Annotated in this window: 21 protein-coding genes; 8 read left to right on the top strand and 13 right to left on the bottom strand. The window is 63.8% G+C overall.

The features are described from left to right. The first annotated feature begins 111 nt into the window (after positions 1-111). A complete protein-coding gene (locus tag ACIQC5_RS17690) occupies positions 112-945 on the top strand; it encodes a hypothetical protein (RefSeq protein WP_400285227.1) in 834 nt (277 codons plus the stop codon). A gap of 212 nt (positions 946-1,157) precedes the next feature. Here the strand turns inward: ACIQC5_RS17690 and ACIQC5_RS17685 are convergent, their stop codons facing one another. From ACIQC5_RS17685 to ACIQC5_RS17675, 3 genes are all read right to left on the bottom strand, one after another. Next, on the bottom strand, positions 1,158-1,697 hold the full coding sequence (locus ACIQC5_RS17685) for a hypothetical protein (protein WP_400285224.1): 540 nt from the start codon (positions 1,695-1,697) through the stop codon (positions 1,158-1,160). Continuing rightward, positions 1,678-2,805, bottom strand: coding sequence for a hypothetical protein (locus tag ACIQC5_RS17680; protein WP_400285221.1), 1,128 nt, complete (start codon positions 2,803-2,805; stop codon positions 1,678-1,680). Before ACIQC5_RS17680 ends, ACIQC5_RS17685 begins: the two co-directional genes overlap by 20 nt. 109 nt (positions 2,806-2,914) lie before the next feature. Next, on the bottom strand, positions 2,915-3,763 hold the full coding sequence (locus ACIQC5_RS17675; RefSeq protein WP_400285219.1) for an isocitrate lyase/phosphoenolpyruvate mutase family protein: 849 nt from the start codon (positions 3,761-3,763) through the stop codon (positions 2,915-2,917). 113 nt (positions 3,764-3,876) lie between these two features. Here ACIQC5_RS17675 and ACIQC5_RS17670 point away from each other — a divergent pair, with 113 nt between their 5' ends. From ACIQC5_RS17670 to ACIQC5_RS17660, 3 genes are all read left to right on the top strand, one after another. Continuing rightward, entirely contained in the window at positions 3,877-5,184 is a 1,308-nt protein-coding gene (locus ACIQC5_RS17670) for a PLP-dependent aminotransferase family protein (RefSeq protein WP_400285216.1), read from the top strand. Beyond that, the gene (locus tag ACIQC5_RS17665) at positions 5,181-5,609 is read left to right on the top strand and encodes a universal stress protein (RefSeq protein WP_400285213.1); all 429 of its coding nucleotides are present in this window, start codon (positions 5,181-5,183) and stop codon (positions 5,607-5,609) included. Before ACIQC5_RS17670 ends, ACIQC5_RS17665 begins: the two co-directional genes overlap by 4 nt. A 145-nt stretch (positions 5,610-5,754) precedes the next feature. Then, complete coding sequence (locus tag ACIQC5_RS17660; RefSeq protein WP_400285212.1) at positions 5,755-6,093, top strand: hypothetical protein; 339 nt, start codon at positions 5,755-5,757, stop codon at positions 6,091-6,093. Between the two features lie 19 nt (positions 6,094-6,112). On the opposite strand, the gene ACIQC5_RS17655 is transcribed toward ACIQC5_RS17660, so the two are convergent. The 5 genes from ACIQC5_RS17655 to ACIQC5_RS17635 all read right to left on the bottom strand — a co-directional run bounded on the left by ACIQC5_RS17655 (position 6,113) and on the right by ACIQC5_RS17635 (position 11,853). Next, the gene (locus ACIQC5_RS17655) at positions 6,113-6,709 is read right to left on the bottom strand and encodes a phosphatase PAP2 family protein (protein WP_400285210.1); all 597 of its coding nucleotides are present in this window, start codon (positions 6,707-6,709) and stop codon (positions 6,113-6,115) included. Between the two features lie 112 nt (positions 6,710-6,821). Further along, the gene (locus ACIQC5_RS17650; protein WP_400285207.1) at positions 6,822-8,351 is read right to left on the bottom strand and encodes a dihydrolipoamide acetyltransferase family protein; all 1,530 of its coding nucleotides are present in this window, start codon (positions 8,349-8,351) and stop codon (positions 6,822-6,824) included. Positions 8,352-8,406: 55 nt separating this feature from the next. Continuing rightward, the gene (locus ACIQC5_RS17645; protein WP_400285205.1) at positions 8,407-9,387 is read right to left on the bottom strand and encodes an alpha-ketoacid dehydrogenase subunit beta; all 981 of its coding nucleotides are present in this window, start codon (positions 9,385-9,387) and stop codon (positions 8,407-8,409) included. Next, entirely contained in the window at positions 9,387-10,583 is a 1,197-nt protein-coding gene (gene pdhA / locus ACIQC5_RS17640) for a pyruvate dehydrogenase (acetyl-transferring) E1 component subunit alpha (RefSeq protein WP_400285202.1), read from the bottom strand. The genes ACIQC5_RS17645 and pdhA overlap by 1 nt, the downstream gene beginning before the upstream one ends. Positions 10,584-10,734: 151 nt before the next feature. After that, positions 10,735-11,853, bottom strand: coding sequence for a histidinol-phosphate transaminase (locus ACIQC5_RS17635; RefSeq protein WP_400285200.1), 1,119 nt, complete (start codon positions 11,851-11,853; stop codon positions 10,735-10,737). 114 nt (positions 11,854-11,967) lie between these two features. On the opposite strand from ACIQC5_RS17635, the gene ACIQC5_RS17630 reads away from it, so the two are divergent. Beyond that, positions 11,968-12,396, top strand: coding sequence for a phage holin family protein (locus tag ACIQC5_RS17630; protein ID WP_400285197.1), 429 nt, complete (start codon positions 11,968-11,970; stop codon positions 12,394-12,396). Positions 12,397-12,401: 5 nt separating this feature from the next. Here the strand turns inward: ACIQC5_RS17630 and ACIQC5_RS17625 are convergent, their stop codons facing one another. Both ACIQC5_RS17625 and ACIQC5_RS17620 read right to left on the bottom strand, forming a co-directional pair. Continuing rightward, a complete protein-coding gene (locus tag ACIQC5_RS17625) occupies positions 12,402-13,748 on the bottom strand; it encodes a hypothetical protein (protein ID WP_400285194.1) in 1,347 nt (448 codons plus the stop codon). A gap of 95 nt (positions 13,749-13,843) precedes the next feature. Beyond that, positions 13,844-14,152 carry a hypothetical protein gene (locus ACIQC5_RS17620; protein ID WP_400285191.1) on the bottom strand — a complete coding sequence of 103 codons (309 nt, stop codon included), beginning with the start codon at positions 14,150-14,152 and terminating at the stop codon, positions 13,844-13,846. A 203-nt stretch (positions 14,153-14,355) separates the two neighbouring features. Between ACIQC5_RS17620 and purB the strand changes: the two genes are divergently transcribed. Beyond that, positions 14,356-15,762 carry an adenylosuccinate lyase gene (purB, locus tag ACIQC5_RS17615; protein WP_400285188.1) on the top strand — a complete coding sequence of 469 codons (1,407 nt, stop codon included), beginning with the start codon at positions 14,356-14,358 and terminating at the stop codon, positions 15,760-15,762. Positions 15,763-15,884: 122 nt separating this feature from the next. Here the strand turns inward: purB and ACIQC5_RS17610 are convergent, their stop codons facing one another. After that, a complete protein-coding gene (locus tag ACIQC5_RS17610; RefSeq protein ID WP_400285185.1) occupies positions 15,885-16,553 on the bottom strand; it encodes a DNA alkylation repair protein in 669 nt (222 codons plus the stop codon). A gap of 141 nt (positions 16,554-16,694) precedes the next feature. On the opposite strand from ACIQC5_RS17610, the gene ACIQC5_RS17605 reads away from it, so the two are divergent. Both ACIQC5_RS17605 and ACIQC5_RS17600 read left to right on the top strand, forming a co-directional pair. After that, a complete protein-coding gene (locus ACIQC5_RS17605; protein ID WP_400285182.1) occupies positions 16,695-17,351 on the top strand; it encodes a histidine phosphatase family protein in 657 nt (218 codons plus the stop codon). 198 nt (positions 17,352-17,549) lie between these two features. Then, positions 17,550-18,053 (top strand): GNAT family N-acetyltransferase, encoded by a 504-nt coding sequence (locus tag ACIQC5_RS17600; RefSeq protein WP_400285180.1) that lies wholly within the window; start codon positions 17,550-17,552, stop codon positions 18,051-18,053. A gap of 55 nt (positions 18,054-18,108) precedes the next feature. Here the strand turns inward: ACIQC5_RS17600 and ACIQC5_RS17595 are convergent, their stop codons facing one another. Both ACIQC5_RS17595 and ACIQC5_RS17590 read right to left on the bottom strand, forming a co-directional pair. Beyond that, entirely contained in the window at positions 18,109-20,388 is a 2,280-nt protein-coding gene (locus ACIQC5_RS17595) for a family 78 glycoside hydrolase catalytic domain (RefSeq protein WP_400285177.1), read from the bottom strand. A 38-nt stretch (positions 20,389-20,426) separates the two neighbouring features. Then, positions 20,427-21,698, bottom strand: coding sequence for a glycoside hydrolase family 1 protein (locus ACIQC5_RS17590; protein ID WP_400285174.1), 1,272 nt, complete (start codon positions 21,696-21,698; stop codon positions 20,427-20,429). Between the last annotated feature and the right edge of the window lie 19 nt (positions 21,699-21,717).

The following is a 21,717-nucleotide window of genomic DNA, read 5'->3' as shown; positions in this document are numbered from 1 at the left end:
TGCGCAGCGTGATCAACTCTTGTCCGAACCGTCACCGTAGCGGCATTTTGCTCGCCTCCGCACCGGCCTAACGTAGATGTACAGGCGGACGGGCAGGAGTACGGAGCTGTCATGCGCACCAGACAGGGCACACCAACGACGGCGATCGCGGCTGCCTGCCTGATCACCCTCGCGCTGGCGGCCGGGTGCACTTCTCCACCGGCCGGTCCATCAGCCTTGGCTTCTCCTGCTGCTGCGCCTTCGCCTGCACCACTCCCCGCCAATGCAGGTTCGGACCTCCTGATTCCCCAACCCGCACCGGCTCCGGCCCCCACCACCACGGGCAGCGTCACTGCCGGCGGCTCAGGTGATTCACTTGGCTCTGACAGCACGGCCCCACGGACGGGGGCCAACGCGTCCGACACCCCCGGCACCGCCACGGCCGCTCCAAGCCCCGTGGGCAACAGCGCTGCGGCCAAGCCGGGCGGCACAACGGTTACGCCAGCACCTTCGGCATCCGCTGGAACAACCGCCCAGACGGCCACGGTCCCACCGGACTCCTCGCCCACCGGCCCAGCGGTCTACTTCGTGGCTATTGACGACGGCGGCAGCAGAGGTGTGCGGTTCGGTTGCAATGACAGCCTGGTTGCCGTCCGCGGCCCGGCATCGGAAGCTGATCCCCTGACGGTCGCGCTGGGCCGGCTCTTGGCATCCGGTGGACCATCGGCCAGTGAAGTGGGCCTCTACGACGCCCTGGCCGGCTCATCGCTGCACTTCGTGTCCGGGTACTTCAGCGGAACAACCGTTGTAGTGAACCTCGGGGGAACCCTTCGGCCCGGCGGCGTATGCGATATTCCCCGAATTGAGGCCCAATTGACTCACACGGTGGTGGCCGCGAGCGGGGCGACGCGAGCGGAGATCTACATCAACGGGAAGACCCTGGCGGAAGCGTTGAGCCTGGGGTGAGGTTGGCTGAGGGTGGCTGTAGTTGGTGTCGCGAGGGCTGGCGCGCACGTCACTGGCCGCGATTCCACGCCGCTAACCCGCTCCCACGTCGCTAACCCGCTTCCACGGCCCCGCCCCACTTCCACGTCGCTAACCCGCTCCCACGTCGCTGGCCAACAACTGAGCAGCGGGGCAACGACTGAATTGCTGGGCAACGACGGAATTCAGGCCCGTTACGCCGTGGCGATCGCCAACACCCTCCGCAATGCCCAGGCCACGCGGAGCAGCGCCAATACGGATGCGAAGGCCAGGACGAAGACCACGGCTTCGGGTATCCACAAGCCAGTGGCGGCATCGCCTTCGAGGACGATGGTGCCCAAGGAAGCCACCACCAGCAGCCCGAGTCCGGGAATGGCGAACAGGAAGACCTCACCAATCTGACGGCGATGGGTGGCGGTGAGCTTTTCCAAGGGAAGCTCCCTCTGCCCGGGCGGGGCCTTCTTGCCCAGCACATTGATCAGCATGGACACGCTGGTCAAGGTGAGGCCGGCGGTGGCGCCCGCCAAGGTAGCAAGCGTCTGAAAAAGGGTTCGCCGAGAAGCCGGACCGACGCCTTCCAGGATCAATGGCTGCCTGTAGAGCAACGCAGCTCCAAGCCATAGCAGCACAAGCAGAGCCGCCCAGACGAAGTCCGCACGCGGATGCAGCAGGAACCATCTCCAGAGAGTTCGTCGGCGCCCGCTGCGCCCAACGTCAACCTCGTACAAGCTCATGGCCGGCACCGCCCCCACGTGTTTGCCCGGCTTCCTCTCCGGACTTTCCTGCGCTACCCACGCGACCCACGCGCGACCCGGCTTCCGCGACAGACCGACCTGCCAGAGGGACCGGCTGCCTGGCACTGGCTGCAGCGGGCACATGTGCCCCGCGGGCCGCCGCCAGGCCACCGGGGACGATGTCCGGCACCGAGGCGGAGTCTGCGGCCCCCTTGGCGTCTGACAGGGTCCGGGCAAAGAAGGCCTCGTTGTCGCGGGCCTGCGTGTTGAGGATGGCAATGGCCGCGGCTGTGGACTTTTGGGGATCATTGAAGAGGTCGGCATCCACCTCAACGTGCGAGATGAACCGCTCCTTCAACAGGTCCACAACCTCGCGGTCGCCGGTCAGGGAGTCCCTGCCTTCGGCCACAACGTAGTCAAAATGCTCCACAGACCCGGCACTGCGGAACAGGTCAATCAGTTGTTGGATGCGCTCACGGATGCGCTTCTTATCCTCTGCCTTGCCAGACCGTCCGACAGTCAGGGAGATCCGGAAGGTGCCCTCGGTTATCAGCCGGGAGGCGCTGTCCAGGACATCGGCCCATTCGCCTTCCATGAGCTTGCCGGACAGGCGTTCAGCGGGAATGGCGAATTCGAAGCGGCTCACCTCAAGGCGGGTGAGGATCTCTTCAATGTCTTCCCGGACCACAGGAACCAGTCCCGGTTCCAGCCCCAGCATCCCGCTTAGGTACTCCCCCAGACGGGATGCCCGGGGGCCGTTGCCGCTGGTGAGCACGGCTATGACGTTTCGCTTCAGGAAAGCAAAGTATGTGGTTTCCAGGAGATGGTCACCGGGCGCCAAAGGCAGGGCCTTGCGACGACCAACGGCATCACCCACGCTCGGCAGATTGGAATCCCTGACCCGGTCCAAGAGCAGCACAGGGTGCGGTGCCAGCGCCGCGGCCTGGGCCACCAGCACTGTCCCATCGGTGCAACTGAAATGCCTGTCAACACCGGAATCCTGCGCCTTCTTCAGGACTTCGGCGACGCGTCGTGCCGGGAACGGGCGGCTCAATTCATCCCCGTTCAGGTGCTCCATGCGCCAGAACTGCACACTGCGTCTTGCCATCGTTCTTAGCCTCCCGGTTGCTGCGTCGATTGCTTCAACGAGTCCAAGCTATCGGCGAGGTACGACAGAAAAGCCAGCCGCCGCCGTCGTGCGCCTGAAAGTCCAAATATCACCCCAGAAACTTGGGCCGCTGCGGAAAGAGCGCATCCATTTCGTCGTGGCTCCGGGTTCCGGCAAGCCCGGACCAGTTGCCGTCGCCGAGGATCTCCGTGGCGACCCGGGCGACCTTGGCATAGGCCGCTTTCGCGGTGTTGCCGCCAATGCTGACGCGCCGCACGCCGGCGTCGTGCAGTTCGAGGGGAGACGGCGCACCGACCCCCGCCAGTGCGTTGAGCGGAGCGGGGATCCGGCTGGACAGTTCATGAAGCACATGAAGATCCACCACCCCGGGTACGAAGATTCCGTCCGCGCCCGCCTGCAGGTAAGACTCTGCACGCTGCAGCGTCTCCTCATATTCCGCATCGGTGAACTTTCCTGAGAGATACGTATCCGTACGGGCGTTGATGAAGAGGGGGATCCCGCGCTCATCCGCGGTTGCCCGGATCAGCGCTATCCGCCGGGATTGTTCACCGATCTCCGTCAGGGGTTCGTTCCCGGAATCTTCAATGTTGATCCCCACCGCGCCGGCATCCAGGACTGCATGAATCGTCGCCCGCAGCTCGTCGTCGGTGCGGCCGTATCCCGTCTCGATGTCCGCCGTCACGGGGAGGCTGGTTGCCCCCACCACGCGGCCGAGGGCCGCAAGGGCCAAGCCCCATGGCACGTGGTCACCGTCTTGGAACCCCAAACTCCAGGAGACCGCCGAACTCGAGGTGGCAATCGCCGTCGCCCCCGCTTCCTGGACGATGCGCGCGGAGGCCGCGTCCCAGACGTTCACCAAAACGAGCGGGTTGGGCCCGGCATCGTGAAGTTGGTGGAAGAGTTTGGCCTTGGTCACGGATCCCCGGTGCGGTGTCATAGCTACATTCCAGCCCTTCATCCACGCGGCGTAAAGCGGAAGGCTGAGAAACTTGACTTCACTTCGAAAACAACTGTTGCCTAATTAGCAACATTGAGGAGTATCCTTTCACTGTGACCCACGAAACACTGGATGCCGGCGCAACGCTGCCCGCTGAAGCCATCGACGCCATTGAGCGGGCCGCCACGGCCGCCCACCCGCACGAGGAACTGTTCTCGGAGCGGGCCGCCAACATCAAGCAGTCCGCAGTTCGCGATGTCTTCGACATCTCGATGCGACCAGGCCTTGTGTCCCTTGCAGGCGGAAACCCCTACCTGCAGTCACTCCCCCTGGAAAAGCTTGGCCAAACTGCGGCACGGATTATCGCCGAAGAAGGCATGACCGCCCTGCAGTACGGTGGCGGCCAAGGCACGGAAGAACTTCGCGCGCAGATCTGCCAGATCATGGCTGCCGAAGGCATCACGGACGCCCTGCCCCAGAACATCGTCATCACGGCGGGTTCGCAGTCTGCCCAGGATGTCGCAACCAAGGTCTTCTGCAATCCCGGCGACGTGGTGCTGGTGGAGAACCCCACCTATGTTGGCGCGCTGAACACCTTCGAGGCTTACCAAGTGCAGGTGGAACCCATCGAAATGGACGACGACGGATTGGTTCCGGAATTGCTCGAAGCGCGGATTGCGGCGCTTCAGTCAGAGGGCAAGAACATCAAGTTCCTCTACACGATCCCAAACTTCAACAACCCCTCCGGGATCACACTCGCTGAGGAACGTCGCCAGCGGATCGTCGATATATGCCGCGAGGCGAATATTATCGTCCTGGAGGACAATCCCTACGGCCTGCTGCGCTTCGACGGGCACCCTCTGGCCCCTATGCGCGCAGCCAATCCCGATGACGTGATCTACCTGGGCTCGTTCTCCAAGATCTTCGCCCCTGGGCTTCGCATCGGTTGGGCCTTGGTTCCCGCCCACTTGCAGCGTCGCTTCTACCTCGCCTCAGAAGCCGTAACCCTGTGTCCGCCGCCGCTGAACCAGATGCTCGTCTCGGCCTACCTGCGGGAGTACGACTGGCAAGGCCAGATCGAGACCTACCGCGAACTCTATTCAGAGCGCTGCAAGGCGTTGTTGTCCGCGCTGGACGAATTCATGCCCGCCGGCCTCAGTTGGACCCGTCCGGACGGCGGATTCTTTGTGTGGGTCACCCTCCCTGAAGGCGTGGACACCTACCCGCTCCTGAAGAAGGCGATCGATGCTGGGGTCGTCTTCATTCCCGGCGCAGCATTCTCACCGGCGGACGGACCCTCCAACAAGCTCCGCCTCGCCTTCAGCGCAGTACCCCCGGATACTATTGCCGAGGGCGTCCGCCGCCTGGCCCCTGTCCTGTCAGAGGCCATTCAAGCTACCAATGAAGGAGCAGCGCTATGACCGGAGTAGTCATTGTTGGAGTCGACGGCAGCGAGACGGCGATGCGGGCGGCACAGACCGCCAAGGAGCTCGCCATCGGCCTGGGCGCCAGCCTTCGCGTGGTCAGCGCCTTCGACAGCAACCGGACCGAAGTAGTCGAAATCGGTACGGACCGATGGATCGTCTCCGACGCCGCCGAGGCCGAGGCTGTGGCCCGCACCGTCGCCGAACGTCTGACTGATGATCGACTTGCAGTCACCTACTCGGCCGCCCGCGGGAAACCGGGCGAGGCTTTGATCAAGGAGGCGGAGAGCCTTTCGGCCCGCTTGATCGTGGTAGGCAACCGTCGCATGCAGGGACTTGGACGCGTCCTCGGAAGCGTTGCCAACACCGTGGCACACACTGCGCCCTGCGACGTCTACATCGCCAAGACAGACGAGCCCTAAAGCGACCTGAATCACGCCGCCGGGTGGGGAGCCTCACCCGGCTTTTGGCGTGATTTCGGCAGGGTGGCGGAGGCAACCGTTATAAAATTGAGATGCCCCCAACGGCGTGCGCCACCTCCACCAACTGACTTCAGGGGACTCTTCCTTGCTTACTTTGCAGCCGCGCCAGCGCGTCGGACACGACATCTTGCTTGCCCGCCACGGCAACCACATCAGCACCATGCGATTCGACCGCGTCAACAACCGGGTCATTGCCATGCTCGACGACGGCTCTTGGGACAGCGCCCCCAACATGATTTCCCCCAGCCTGGAAATGCCGGAGACAATCGCCAGCGTTTTCCGCAAAGACTGGCGCTTCCTCTCGGTTGCCTGCGTCGCGATGATCACCGTTGCCGCCGTGGCCATGGGTGTCAGCGTGGAGATGGCAAACCACATGTCCACCACGGAACTGCAAGCCCTCTTGGTGAACTACCCGGCGTTCTAGCGTCAGAGCGATTCCAGCCTTAGAGCATCCAGCCGCGCAGCAGCCACCACAGACCGGCGATGACTACACCGCCAAACAGCGAGCCGGCGATCACCTGCCCCAAGGTGTGGGCGCGCAGGACCACGCGTGACCAGCCCACGGCTGGCACCAGCAGTAGCGCGGGCAGCCATGCAGGGCCGAACATCATGACCACGATGACAGCTGCGGCCGCAATGGCCGAGGCATGGCCGCTCATCTTCCAGAAAGCGCTGACGATCGCCAGGACAGCGATGCCTCCGATGAGCGCAATGATCATCACGGAAACACTGGCCGGCCCCTTCAGCGCCTGAAGGACGAACAGGCCAGCCACCACCGACACCAGCGCCAGTAGCAACAGCGGCGTACGCTGCCGGCGGTCACTGACGTGATGATCCGTGATCCTGCCCAGCTTCACCATCACCAGAACGTATGCCAGCGGCAGGACGCATACGAACAGGGCTCCCAACACGCCGAACCACATGGTTCCCGGGAAGCCGGGTTCGATGGCCGGGCTGATCAGCATCAAGATGGTCACTACCGCGGGCGGCTGGAAGACCTCCGTCAGCACGCGGGCGGCCGAGCGCCACGGCCCTGTCATTTGCTGGACTGGTGTGTGGCCGGCTGCACCTGTGTGGCCAACTGCACCTGTGTGGCCAGCTGCACCAAATCCGGCGTCTGTTCCTTGCCCGGGTGTGGCCGCCGAACGCCGCTCAGTCAAGCAACAGCGCCGGTTCTTCAAGAATGGCGGCAACGTCAGCCATGAAGCGAGCGGAGAGGTCCCCATCCACTACGCGGTGATCGAACGAGCCACCGAGCGTGGTGATCCAGCGCGGTATCACCTCGCCATCCAGGACCCAGGGCTTCTGCTTGATGGTTCCGAAAGCGATGATGGCGACCTCGCCCGGGTTGATGATGGGCGTACCGGTATCAATACCGAGCGCACCGATGTTGGTAATGGTCAGGCTTCCGCCCTGCATCTCCGCCGGTTGCGTCTTTCCAGCGCGGGCCTTCGTCGCGAGATCGTTGAGGGCCAGTGCCAGTTCCTTTAGGGACAGGTCCTGGGCGTCCTTGATGTTCGGGACCATGAGGCCGCGCGGCGTTGCTGCTGCGATGCCCAGGTTCATGAAGTGCTTGATCTGGATTTCGGCGCCGCCGTTGCCGTCCGCGTTCTCCACCCATGTCGCATTGACGCTGGGGTTTCGCGCTGCGGCCCAGATGACGGCCTTGGCCAGGATGAGCAAAGGCGAAACCCTGATGCCTTCGAAGTCCCGGGAAGCCTTGAGCCGCTTCACGAATTCCATGGTGCGGCTCGCATCGACATCCACGAAGATGCTGACGTGCGGCGCGGTAAACGCGGAATCGACCATTGCCTTGGCTGTCGCCTTGCGCACGCCCTTCACGGGAACCCGTTCCACGCGCTGATCCTGCGGCTTCTTGGACGCACCCCAGAACGTGTCCGCCTGGTCCAGTTCGGCATCGCGCTGCGCTTGGTAGCTGACCAGGTCCTCCCGGGTCACTTCGCCGCGTTCGCCGGTGGCCACGACATCCGCAAGGTCGATACCGAGATCGCGGGCAAACTTGCGTACCGGCGGCTTCGCCAGGACCTTGTTGACCAGGCCACTGATGGTGCCGCTGATCGCGGCGCCGCGGGAAGCCACCGACTGCGGCGCTGCCGTTTCGGTCCCTGAGGTGACCGGCGCAGCGACGGCGGGAGCCGGCGTCGGGCGTTCAATCACCGGTGCAGTGGCTGCTTGGGCTGCCAGTACCGCTTGGTGGTCCTGAACCGTGCCCTCTGCGCTTTCGGCGACCGCGACGGCGGCAACTTCAGACCCAGCCGGACGCTTGCGGGCACGGCGCTTGACGGCGTCGGCCTTGGGACCGGAACCCACAAGCGGACCGCCGGCCGGCTGTTCCCCGGCTTCGTCTGCGGGCAGCTTTCCGTACATCGGAGCCTCGACGGCGATGGGCGCGGCGGACGCCGGCGCTGAGTCGTCTCCTTGGTTATCGGACACCGAGATGATCGGGGTGCCAACCTCCACTGTGATGCCCTCCGGAACCAAAAGTTCCGTAACCGTCCCGGCAAACGGCGACGGCAGCTCCACGAGCGACTTGGCGGTCTCGATCTCGCAGAGGACATCGTTGATGGCGACGGTGTCGCCGGGCTTGACCTTCCAAGCCACCACCTCAGCCTCGGTGAGGCCTTCGCCGACGTCCGGCAGGTTGAATTTCTTTACAGTCACAGTGGTCCTCGATTTCCGTGCGCCCGGCCGCAGAGGCAGGGCTGGATCAGGGCGGTTAGTAGGCCAGGGAGCGGTCGAGCGCTTCGAGGATCTTGTCGATGTCCGGCAAGTAATCCTCTTCCACCTTGGCCACTGGGTAGGGCATGTGGAAACCGCCAACACGGATCACGGGGGCTTCGAGGTGGAGGAAGGCCCGCTCGCTGATGCGCGCTGCGATTTCGCCTCCGATGCCACCGAATGTCGGAGCCTCGTGGGCAACGATCAAGCGGCCGGTCTTCTTGACGGACGCTTCCACGGTGTCGAAGTCGATCGGCGAGATGGAACGGAGGTCGATGACCTCGATGCTGCGGCCGTCCTCTGTTGCAGCGTTGGCGGCGGCCAGTGCCACCGGAACCAGGGGCCCATACGCAACGATGGTGGCGTCGGTTCCTTCGCGGACCACGTGGGCTTTGAACGGGTCCGACGACGGCCCGGCGTTATCGACGTCGACCTCACCCTTGAGCCAATACCGGCGCTTGGGTTCGAAGAAGATCACGGGGTCCTTGCACTCGATGGCCTTCTGGATCATCCAGTAGGCATCGTGGGGGTTGGACGGCGAGATGATGCGCACCCCGGCGGTGTGGGCGAACAGCGCCTCGGGAGATTCCGAGTGGTGCTCAATCGAACCGATGCCGCCGCCGTAGGGAATGCGGATGACCACCGGAACCGTCAACCGGCCGTGGCTGCGGGCGTGAATCTTGGCCAGCTGCGTGGTGATCTGGTTGAAGGCCGGATAAACGAAGCCGTCGAACTGGATCTCGCAGACCGGTGAGTAGCCGCGGAGCGCCAGGCCGATGGCTGTGCCCACAATGCCGGATTCAGCCAAGGGCGTGTCCACAACACGGTCGGCGCCGAATTCCTTGATCAGGCCATCGGTCACGCGGTATACGCCGCCCAAGTGCCCGATGTCCTCGCCCATCAACAGGGATTTGGGGTTGCTCGTGAGCGATGCGCGAAGGCCTTCGTTGATGGCCTTGGCAATGGTCATGGTTGCCATCAGTTGGATGCCTCCTCGTCGTCGCTTTCGAATCCGGCCGAGTATTCCTCGAACCAGGCCAGTTCTTCCGCGATCAGCGGGTGTTCCTCGGCATAGACGTTGGCGAAAGAGTCACGGATGTTCGGGACTTCGAGACCGTGCGTGGTGTTGCGGACGTAGGTGGCGAGTTCGTCGCCATCAGCCTTGACCTGATCGAAGAATGCTTCATCGGCGAGGCCCTCGGCGAGGAGGTACTTCTCCAGTCGATCCAGTGGATCCTTCTGGCGCCAAGCGGCTTCTTCCGCGGATTCACGGTATTTGGTGGGGTCATCGGCGGTGGTGTGGGCGCCAACCCGGTAGGTATAGGCCTCAATCAGCACGGGGCCGCGTCCTTCACGGGCATGTTCCAGCGCCCATTCGGTCACTGCATGCACTGCGATGACGTCGTTGCCGTCCACACGAACGCCGGGGAAACCGTAGCCCTTGGCACGGTTTGCCAGCGGCACCTTGGTCTGGACTTCCGTGGGAACGGAGATGGCCCAGTGGTTGTTCTGGCAGAAGAACACCACGGGGGCGTTGTAGGAGGCGGCGAACACCATGGATTCGTGGACGTCGCCTTCGGAGCTGGCACCATCGCCGAAGTAGGCCATCACAGCTGCCTTCGGTTCGGCAGAACCTGCCGCCTCCGCCAGTTGCTGATCGCGCTGGATGCCCATGGCATAACCCACTGCGTGCGGCGCCTGGGCCGCGAGCACCAGCGTGTAGAGGTGGAAGTTGTTCTCCCGTGGATCCCATCCACCGTTGGAGATACCCCGGAATTGCTTGAGTAGTTCCGCCAGGTCAACATTGCGGACCAACGCGACACCGTGCTCACGGTAGGTCGGGAAGATGTAGTCCTGCGACTGGCTGGCGTGGCCGGAGCCGATCTGCGCGGCCTCCTGGCCCGTCAGCGGTACCCAGAGGGCGAGTTCGCCTTGGCGCTGCAGGGCAGTGGCTTCCTGGTCAAAGCGGCGAATCCTGGCCATGTCGGCGTAGAAGACGCGGAGCTTCTCAGGGTCAATCCGCTTCGCGTAATCCGAGAAGACGGGATCGGTACCTAGGGTGCCGTCGGGGCCGAGCAACTGGACCATCTCGACAGGCTCGCTGGGCGCGGCCGCGGCCGCGGTGCTTGCCGCCAGAGTGTCTTCGGTCCCGGGGGGCAGTTGTGTCGAGCCCATTCCGTCTCCTTGCTTGCCACAGCGGGGTGCCGGGCAATGTCTGTCGCTGGGATATATGCCCATTCCGGAATGCATTCCGGAATGGGCATATATTTTGGCTTTCGGTCCTTACTTTATCGGCAGTAAGTAGCGAAGGTGCATTTGTTAACCACTAGGAACCGTGCGGAGCCTTTGTATAACCTGCACAGAGATTGAGGAATCGGGTGTTCGCTTCAACCTCGCCGATGCTGACTCGAACGCCTTCATTCCCGAACGCCCGGACGGACAATGCCTGTTCCGCCGCCAAGGCCGCGAATTCGCCACTGTTCTCGCCCAAATTCAACCAAACGAAGTTGCCTTGAGCCTCGGGAACAAACCATCCCAAGTCCCTCAGGCCTGCTGTGACCCGGTCACGCTCATCCACCAGGCTTTGTACCCTTTCCACAACCTGGCCGAAATTCTCGATCGAGGTAATTGCGGCGCGTTCCGCAATCTGGGATACGGCAAACGGCGTGGCGGTAACGCGAAGGTGCTGAGTCAGCTGAGGGCCGGAAACGCTGTATCCCACGCGCAATCCGGCCAGACCATGGGCCTTGGAGAAGGTCCTCAACACCACCACATTGGGATATTTGCGGTAGAGCTTGATCCCATCCACGGCAGCCTGGTCACGGACGAACTCCTGGTAGGCCTCGTCAATAACCACTACCACGTTGGACGGAACCGCTTGGATGAACCGTTCCGTTTCCTCGGCAGTGAGGATGGGTCCCGTGGGGTTGTTCGGGGTGCACAGCAGGATCACCTTGGTGCGCACTGTCACCGCGGCAGCCATCGTTTCAAGGTCATGGCGTCCATCGGACAGTAACGGGATCTGGACACTTGCCGCCCCAGCGAGGCCCACACAAATGGGGTACGCCTCGAAGGAACGCCAGGCGTAGATCACCTCGTCCGACTTGCCGTCGTCGTTCTGGCCTGCAAAGGTCGCGAGGATCTGGTTGAGCGCCCCAAGGCTGCCGGCTCCGGTGACGACGTCGTCAGCGGGGACATCAAGGAAGCCGGCCAGCGCGTTGCGAAGCTTGGTAGCCAGAGGATCCGGGTAGCGGTTGATGTCCGACTGGTCTGCAATTGCCTGCAACACTGCAGGAATCGGAGGCAGCGGGTTTTCGTTGGACGACAATTTGTAGCTGGTAAGGCCCTCGATGGCAGCGGGGGGTTTACCAGCCGCGTACTTGGGGAGCCTGTCCACGACCGGGCGAGGCAGTACGCCCTCCGGTGCGTTGTCAGTAGTAGTCATGGCCTCAAGCCTACTTGTCCCCGGCGGGTGAAAGCAGGGGCCTGACGGCAGCGCCTGCGCGCGCCGGGCACCCACACCCACGTGACACACAGCTGAGTATGAAAGCATGTGCCCATGGGTTCATTCATCGTTCGCGTCCTCATCAACGGCCTTGCCCTGTGGATCGCCAGCTGGCTCCTGACCGGCATGGAAATCACCACCGCAGCTACTGAGGGCCTGGCGTCCAATGCCGGGGTCACCCAAGGTGCAGACACTGTAGGCATCGTTCTCGCCTACCTCTTTATTGGCCTGATCTTTGGTGTGGTGAATGCCTTGGTTCGGCCACTGGTCAAGATCTTGTCCCTGCCCGTGACCATCCTGACGCTCGGATTGTTCACGATCGTCATCAATGCGGCGATGCTCTACCTGACCGCTTGGCTCAGCAGCTTCACGCCCGTGCACCTGACGATCGACTCGTTCTTCTGGACAGCCATCCTGGCGTCGATCATCATCAGCGTCATCTCCATGGTCGCCGGGCTGATCCCTGGAGCCCGCAGGCGCTAAACGCGTCATCTCGTCCCCGCCTCCGACTTCGTTTCGCGAAGAGCGGGCTGCGGCGCTGGGCCCGGTAAAGGTGTTGGTACCGGCGCACTCCCCGTTATGGGAGCCCTCTCCAGCTTGAAGCGGGTCACTTTGGCTGCGCCCCCGGCGCCCACCAAGCCGGCAAATGCAGCGCTCGATGACACCAGCGAGGGGTCGTCACTACCGGCGATCAGCGCGGCGCTGGAGGCGTAGTTCTTGAGGGAGTGCCCTGGACCGAGTCCGAAGTCGTCACCCTCCGGAGTTTGGACTGGATTGGTCAGTGTCACCGTGACCCTGTCCCTCGTGTCGCCATTAATCTGTCCATCGGAACCGGGAACCCAGTCGTCCATGTGCTCGAGGTGCATAGACCTGATCCCTGGTTCCGGCGTGATACCGCCGACCGGGGCGCCCGCGGTCAAAACATATTTGAGATCGAATTCGCTGAGGAAGGCTTTGTCCTGGCTCAGGTTCATGGCGTGCGCGCCGCCTTGGCTGTGAGCCACGGCAACAACCTGGTCTCCGGCCTCAGCGCCGGCCTCACGCAACGCCTGGCGAATAGCGGGAATGACTTCTTCAGACCCATAGCCAAGTGCTTCGGCAATGCCTGCCTCGTCCAACGGATTGCTGCCTCCCCTGTTTTCTTTCTCGGGCTCTGTGCCGGGAATCAGCACCATCCACGTAGAAGAACCCGTGTTAGGGAGTTCGATGATCTCGATTTCTCCTTGTCCCCGGGCGTGGACACTGTCCAGTCGCCGCAGGCTGCCCGGCATGGATGGATCCACCGTTTCCACTGATTCACCGAGCTTTTCGGCGGTCACCGGACGTGGCTGGAGGTATCCCAGCCCTGGGATACCCACCACAGCCCGGAGGGCGCTGCCAGCGTCCGAAAATCCAGGGAGCGCGCCAACGGCAAGGGCCGCACCGGCTGGTAGCCCGAGTCGCACGTTCATCAAGGAGGGTCCCAACAGACTGACCAAGGTCTCGGCCCAGTCCTTGGAACCGGGGCGTCCGAGGATTGCCCTTCCTAACGAGTACTGCAGGTCCAGCCCAAAGCGCATCCGCCAGACGTTGTTGGACTCGGCTTGCTGGTAGTCGCGGTGGCTGGCACGGACCCTGCTGCTGATGGAGTCGAGTTCCTGGCGAACGCGGGCAATCCGGTACCCGCTGTCCGCGACCGCGTCGATGGCGGTGCACCCTGTGGCATAGGAGTCGAAGAGGTAGGGCTCCAAGGCGTGTTGCACGCTGCGTGCCTCGTCTTCGATTGCCACCAGTTGCTCGACCAAATCGTCCAGGCGGGCAGCTCCCGTCAGAAGCTCTTCGAACTGGAAAGCCATCCCGCCCACCCCGCCTCGAATGGTAAGCGCTCCGTCCCGTTCCGGTGGGGACGGCATCGGTGGAGTGCCGGAACCCACCGGCGTGCTGTCCGCCATCACTGACCCCCGCCGGAGACAACCACGTGCTGGGAATGCCTGAGCACCACAGCAGAAGCCGCGTCCAGCGAGGCCCGGGCGCTCTGCAAAGCCGAGGCCTGCAGAGCAATGGTGGTTCGATACGCGCGTCCGGCCGGCGATTGCCACTGCTCCAGCTGAAGCCGGCCCAGGGCAGCCAGGACGGCGTCCGCTTTGTCCGTGCAGCCGGCCATGCGCCACGCGAGTTGTTGGACTTCGTGGCTACGAGAGGCACATTGCTGGGGGTCGAATATTGGCGGGCTGGCCGCAGGCATCAAGCTGGCGCTCATGTCCGTTGTACTCCGTTGGTCGTTCTGTCGATCGGTGGGTACGACGCTACGGAGGACGGGAACGGGACGGAACTGCCGGCGTCGTCTATGTGGATAACCCGACTATTCCTCACCACACCCGCCACGTAGCGCGGCCTGTGGAGGAAGAGAGGCGTCCGTCACCAACGCCCGGGACCTTCGCCGAGCATGAAAGAATAGGCCCCATGGCTGAATCCCCTCGCGTGTCCCTTGCTTCCGAACCCCTCGCCCTTGGCGCCCTCGACGGCCGCTACCGTGCCGCCGTCGCGCCCCTCGTCGACTACTTGTCCGAGGCCGCCTTGAACCGCGATCGCGTTCACGTCGAAGTTGAGTGGCTCATCCACCTGACCAGCCAGTCCGTACTACCCGGCGCCGGTCCGCTGACCGACGAGCAGGTGGCCAAGCTGCGCGGCATCGTCACTGAATTCAACGCAGCATCGGTCAACGAGCTCGCCGAGATCGAAGCCGTCACCGTCCACGACGTCAAGGCTGTGGAGTACTACATCGGGCGTCGCCTGCCTGCCATCGGCATCGAGAACCTCACTGCCATGGTCCACTTCGGCTGCACTTCCGAGGACATCAACAACCTCTCCTACGCTGTGGGTATCAAGGGTGCTGTGGAGGACGTGTGGCTGCCGAACGCCGCCGCGCTCGTCAAGCAGATCGAGGCCATGGCCGAAGCCAACCGCTCGGTCCCCATGCTGTCCCGCACGCACGGCCAACCCGCCACGCCCACCACTTTGGGCAAGGAACTGGCAGTGATCGCCCACCGCCTGAACCGCCAGCTGGGCCGCATCGCCAAGACCGAGTACCTGGGCAAGATCAACGGCGCCACCGGCACCTACGCAGCACACGTCGCCTCCGTTCCGAGCGCTGACTGGGAGGCCGTGGCCAAGACGTTCGTCGAGGGACTGGGTCTCACTTGGAACCCGCTGACCACGCAGATCGAAAGCCACGACTGGCAGGCAGAGCTGTACGCCGACATCGCGCGCTTCAACCGCATCCTGCACAACGTGTGCACGGACATCTGGAGCTACATCTCCATCGGCTACTTCCGCCAGATCCCGGTGGCAGGCGCCACCGGCTCCTCCACCATGCCGCACAAGGTGAACCCCATCCGCTTCGAGAACGCCGAAGCCAACCTGGAAATCTCCAACGGCCTGCTGGATACGCTCGGCGCCACGCTGGTCACCTCCCGCTGGCAGCGCGACCTCACCGACTCCTCCTCGCAGCGCAACATTGGTGTGGCTTTTGGCCACTCGTTGCTCGCGATTTCCAACGTCGCCAAGGGCTTGAAGGCCCTGGACGTCGCAGAAGAAGTCCTCGCCGGAGACCTCGACACCAACTGGGAAGTCCTGGGCGAGGCCATCCAGATGGTCATGCGCGCCGAGGCTATTGCCGGCGTCGAAGGCATGGAAAACCCGTACGAGCGCCTCAAGGACCTGACTCGCGGACAGCGCGTTGACGGCGCCCGCATGCAGGAATTCGTCCAGAGCCTGGGCCTGTCCGCGGACGCCGAGGCACGCCTGCTCGCCCTGACGCCGGGTAAGTACACCGGCATCGCGGACAAACTGGTGGATCACCTCCAGTAAGACTGAAGACGCACGACGACGGCGGGCGGGCTGGGTGCCTGGGCCCGCCGTCGGCGTCTTAAGCGCAATGCACGTTAAACGCAATGCAAGCTACGCCAGTGGCCAGCCAAGCGGGCTGCCTGCTAGGCGTGCTGCCGGCGCACCATCTCGTTGATCCAGCTGGGCGCGAACGGCGACGTGCAGTTGGGCGGCGTCGGATAGTCCTTGAGCACTTCCAGACGCTCTCCGATGTCCAGTGCTCGCGCCCTGTGTTCGGGGTGTTCGATCCCGATCTGGGCCAAGGTGTGGTTCATGGCCCACTGCAGACGATCCGGCGCATCCTTCATCTGGGCCTCGATAGCATCCAGCAGCCCGGGCAGGTCCAGGCCTTCGGGCTTCTTCACCACGCGTTCACTGGTCAGCGCCCATCCTGCGCTGGCGACCACAGGGTCCGGATCGGCGAACCAGGCCACGCGCAATTCCTCGGCGTGAACGTTCTTTTTGACGACGTAGTTCACAAGCCAGTCGTGCACTTTGGGGGTCCGGGCTTCGCGCAACATGGTGTCCAACTCGTCGCGGTCGAACGCCTTCGGACGGCAGACCAGGAGCGCCAGCAGCCTTGCCACGGTGTCGCCCGTTTTCCAGAGTTCGCGCGCGAGTTCCTGCTGCGTCTTCAAGCGCTTCGCGACCGCTCGAAGCTGGGTGAGGTTCACGCCGTGATCGTCCCCGCGCTTCTCGTTCACTTCACGCATCCGGGGGTCCTCGAGCGCGGCCAGCTCGGCCATGAGCTCGTTCACCATTGCCTCGGCCATTTCCAGCCTCCTGTCCATGAAGTGTGGAATTCAGCCTACTGGGTGGGGCGCGCCGTCGGCAGCCCGGTGTGAACGGCTGGAGAGGCGTTTAGGCTGGAGAACGGAACGCAGAACAGCGACAAAGTGAGGAGCGGAGCACCCATGAAGCTCCTTTTGATCAGGCACGGACAGACACCAGGCAACGTTGCCGGCCAACTGGACACGGCGTTTCCGGGCCCGGGATTGACCGAAATCGGCGAGCGGCAGGCCGCTGCGCTGCCGGAAGCGCTGGCGGATGAAGCAATCCAAGCGCTCTACACATCCACGCTCCTGCGGACCCAAGTGACGGCCGCGCCGCTGGCCAAAGCTACCGGGCTGGAACCCGAAATCCTGGACGGCGTGCACGAGATCGAAGCCGGCGCACTGGAAAAGAAAACAGACCACGAGTCGCACATGCGGTACATGGGCACCGTCTTCGCCTGGACGGACGGTGACTTGGACGTGCGCATGCCGGGCGCCTTCAACGGCCACGATTTCTTTGCCCGGTTCGACGCTTCAGTGAACAAGGTGGCGGCTGCGGGACATTCGACGGCGGCGATCGTCAGCCACGGCGCGGCCATCAGGTGCTGGGCCGGACGGCGGGCAGAGGACATCGACACCCTGTTCGCCGAAACCCACCAACTGCCGAACACCGGGATCGTAGCGCTGGAAGGAGATCCCGAATCCGGCTGGCGCGTGCTGCACTGGGACCAGATGCCGGTGGGCGGCATGGCATTGGCGGACCGTACAGCCGAGGACCCGACGGGAGATGCCTTCTAGGGAGATGCCTCGTAGGGAGACGCCCCACAAGAGTTGCGAGGTCTGCTCTGCGCGCCAAATGCACTCGTGAGCACGCAGAGCGGGCCCCGCACCGCTAATTCTCCGGACGCTTACGCGCAGGAAACACCGCGGTAACCCCAACTCCCTAGGCTTGATACGCATAGACACCTCCGCGAAACTCGGCGAAATGAGGCACCGATGCAGACCAACCCACGGCTCAACATCCGGCAGGTCACCTGGGCGAACCCGGTTGGAGCCGACCTCCGCGCCGCACAGCAGGCAGAACTGGACGCACGCTTCGGGACTACCGACCATGAACCCGGCCCCCCACCGTCGGAAGCCGACACGGCAGTGTTCGTGGTGGCCTACGAGAAATGCTCCGGACAACCGCTGGGATGCGGCGGGCTGCGGATGCTGGACGGGACAACGGCAGAAATCAAGCGACTCTACGTGGTCCCCTACGCCCGCGGCTCAGGAGTGGCGAGCTCCATCCTGGCGGCCCTCGAAGCGCAGGCGCACTCGCACGGTTTCAGCGTGATCGCGGCAGAGGCGGGTTCAGCCCAGTCAGATGGGCGCAGCTTCTACAAGAGCGCCGGTTTCGCCGAAGTCCCCAATTTTGGGCCATACATCGGAGTTAGTGAATCCCACTGCTATTCCAAGCGGATCGACTCCCACAGCGCGTCGCACACAGCCATGGCGTAGGCGGCTCAAAAAACGAAGCCACCTACGCCAGACGGAACCTCCTACGACGGTGGGCTCACAAAGCCGTCGCAACGCCTTCCATCACAATGCGTCGGCTGTACGTGCCTGGGCTGAGGATCTCGTCCTCGGCACTGGGGAGCCGGAGAATGGCTTGGCTTCCGTCCGGAACCAGCGCGGAAACCTCGAGGTGCCCGTTGGACAGTTCCCATCGCACGGAGGCCAAGCCCAACGGCGTTTCCAAGCTGGTCTCGGCCCATTCAAGCCCGCCGCCGGGTTGCGGTGCGACCAGGAAGCGGCTGTAACCAGGATCCAGCGGGGCCAATCCGCCGATGGTTCTGTGCATCCAATCGACCACGGCGCCCAAGGCGTAATGGTTGAAGCTGGTCATCTCGCCCGGGTTGATGGTGCCGTCGGGCAGCATGGAATCCCAGCGTTCCCAGATGGTGGTGGCACCCATGCTCACGGAATATAGCCACGATGGGTTCTCTGTTTGGAGCAGCAAGCTGTACGCGTGATCCAGATGCCCGGTCATGGTCAGCGCGTCCGTGACGAACGGTGTTCCAGCGAAGCCTGTGGAGATATGGAAGCCTGATTGTTCAACGAGCTCGGCGAGCCTGCGCCCGGCAAACCCAAGGTCTGCTTCATCCAGAATCTCAAACACGATGGCCAGGGAGTACACGGTGGTGCAGTCACTGAGGATCACGCCCTCGGAAATGTAGTGCTCTGCGAAGGCCGCCCGAAGATCAGCAGCCATCTGGCCGAACTCCGCGGCTGCAGCGTGCCCACCAAGGACGTCAGCCGCGGCAGCCACGAGCGACGCCGTTCGGAAGGCACACAGCGTAGCCACCACGTGCTTGTCCGCCTTCGCCTCCCACGGCCGGTCCGGTGCGGCATCAGGATCAAGCCAGTCCCCGAACTGGAAGCCCGTGTCCCACAATCCGTTGGAAGACAGCTTGCTCCGCAGCCTGCGGGCGTGGCCCGCCATCGACTCGAACTGCTCTTCCAGTACCCGCCGATCTCCGTAAGCACGCCAGACTGCCCACGGAACCCAGACGGCCGCGTCACTCCACACAGCGGCTGAATCCGGGGCGCCAAACTCGGCCGGCTGCTCAATGTATTTCAGGACGTTAGGCACGACGAACGGCACCAGGTCACTGTCATGGCTCTGCTCCAGCCCAAGGTCCCGCAGCCAGTCACGCAGGAAATCGCGGCTGTCGAAAAGGAACGCCGCGCTGGGCGCAAACGCAGAGAGGTCACCAGTCCAGCCGAGGCGCTCATCGCGCTGCGGGCAGTCCGTGGGCACATCCACGAAGTTGCCGCGCATCCCCCACACCGCATTCTCGTGGAGACGGTTCAGGAGCGGATTGGACGTCTCGAACCGGCCGATTCGGCGCATGTCGGAACTGATGACGACGGCGGTCAGGCCGCCGTCGCGCAGGGCGTCGGCACCCCCGGGCCACCCCTCAACCTGGGCATAGCGGAAACCATGAAAGGTCAGGGTCGGTTCGAAGACGTCGTCTCCGCCGGAGAGCGTGAACCGGTCCGTGGCCTGCGCCGAACGCAGCGGCCGGGTGCCCAACTCGCTGTCCTCGAGAACTTCCGCGTGGCGCACCGTGACAACATCGCCGGCTGGACCGGTCAACGAGGCGCGTATCCAGCCCACTACGTTCTGCCCAAAGTCGACCAGCACCTTGCCCGCGGGCGAGGTCCACACCTCCACGGGGGTCAACTCCAGCTGCCGACGGACCGGCGGTCCAATATAGGGTTCCAGCCGGGCGAGGTCGTCGTCGAGCACGTGAACGCCAACCCACTGGTTGGAGGCGAACCCAGGATCCAGCCACGCGTCGTCGAAACGGCGGGCGTCGATGTCCTGCCCGTCGTAGAGATCGTTGGCGGTGGTGGCGGACGGACCTGACGTCCAGGACGCGTCAGTGCCGATGAACTGCTCGTGACCGTCTGCGAACCGGACCCGGAGTTCGACAAAGGCGCCCAACTCGTCGCCGTAGTATTTCGAGCCGCCCGCCCACGCCAGCCGACCGCGATACCAGCCGTTTCCGAGCGCAAGCCCAATGACCGTCGTCGTGCTTACCAGTTCGGTGACGTCGAGCTCGCTGTACCTGACGCGCCATTCGTAGCTCGACCAGCCCGGCGTCAGGAGGTCCTCGGAAGCGCGTTGGCCGTTGATCCAGGCCTCCACCACGCCAAAGGCGGAGAGAAAGAGCGTGGCCGACTCAACGTCGCCGTGGCCGTCGTCCAGGTGGAACTCGCCGCGCAGCAGCGGCGCTCCGTCAAAGTCGTTGTCCGCAGCGATCATGCGGGCATGCCAGGTGGTCATTGGTTGATCTCCAGTGTCTGTGGTGAGGGCAGGTGCATTCAGGCGGGCAGCTCTTCGAGTTCCAGCTCGGCGCCGTTGTTCTGCGCCATGCCACCCAGCCAGTGCGCGCTGGGCTTGGGCGTGCGTTCCTGCGTGGCCCGGTCAACGGAGATCAGGCCAAACTTGGGGCCGTAGCCGAACACCCACTCGAAGTTGTCAAAGGCCGTCCAAGCGATGTAGCCACGCACGTCGATCCCGTCAGCCAGGCAGGACGCGACGCCGGCAACAGCCGTGCGCAGGTAGGAGAGCCTCTGGGTGTCGTCTTCCGTGGCGAGGCCGTTCTCCGTGACGATCACGGGAATCCCGGCCACGCGGGCGGCCTCGCGGATGGTGGCTTCCAGGCCTTCGGGATAGATCTCCTCGCCCATCTGGTTGGTTGGGACACCGTCAGCGGCGTGGACCACGCCGTTGGGCCCGAACACCGTTCGGCCGTACGTCTGGATTCCCACGAAGTCGTCTCCCTGGGAGGCCTCGAGGAAACGCTCGTTGACCTCGCGGCGGATGCGGTCCGCGTTGGCTTGTCCGCCCTCTGCCGCGTGGATATCCGTGTTGGCGAGTGTCCAGCCGACCATCAGTTCAGGGCGTCGCGCCTTGATGACGTCCCGCGCTGCATGGTGAGCTGCGAGCTTGACGTCGAAGCCGGGTCCGGAGACCGTGAACTGGAACGGCGCCACCCGGGCAGCCTCGATGCCAAGCCGCTCGGCGGCGGCAGCCCAGATGGGCACCTCGCCGCGGCCCTCGGCCGGAACGCCGCCGATTCCCAATTCCTTCAACAGCCATGGGAGGTTCGGTTCATTCAGCGTGCAGGCGACGCCGATGAGGTCGCCGAGGTGGTCCATCACCCGTTCTGCGTAGCGCGCGAAGCGTTCCGGCGTGGCAGCATCTTCCCAGCCTCCGGCGGCGAGCAGCCAGCGCGGTGACGTGAAGTGGTGGAAGGTGACAACCGGCGTCAGGCCGTGTTCGTGGCAGGCTTCCAGGACGCGGCGGTAGTGGTTGAGTGCCGCCGTCGAGAATTCTCCTTCCTCAGGTTCTATCCGCGCCCATTCAAGGGAGAAGCGGTAGCTGGTGAAGCCCAGGCCCGCGATCAGCGCAATGTCCTCGCGGTAGCGGTGGTAGTGGTCAATGGCGTCGCCCGAGGGTTCGGCGAAGATCGTTCCGGGGAGGTTTTCCAGGAACCAGCAGTCGCTGTTGACGTTGTTCCCTTCAACCTGGTGTGCGGCGGTGGCGACTCCCCAAAGGAAGTGGTTCGGGAAGGTCTGGGAGGTTGTCATGCTTTTCCTTATCTGCATC

The sequence above is a fragment of the Paenarthrobacter sp. NPDC092416 genome (assembly GCF_044755025.1).
Taxonomy (GTDB): Bacteria; Actinomycetota; Actinomycetes; order Actinomycetales; family Micrococcaceae; genus Arthrobacter.
This window is presented reverse-complemented; position numbering and strand designations above follow the sequence as displayed.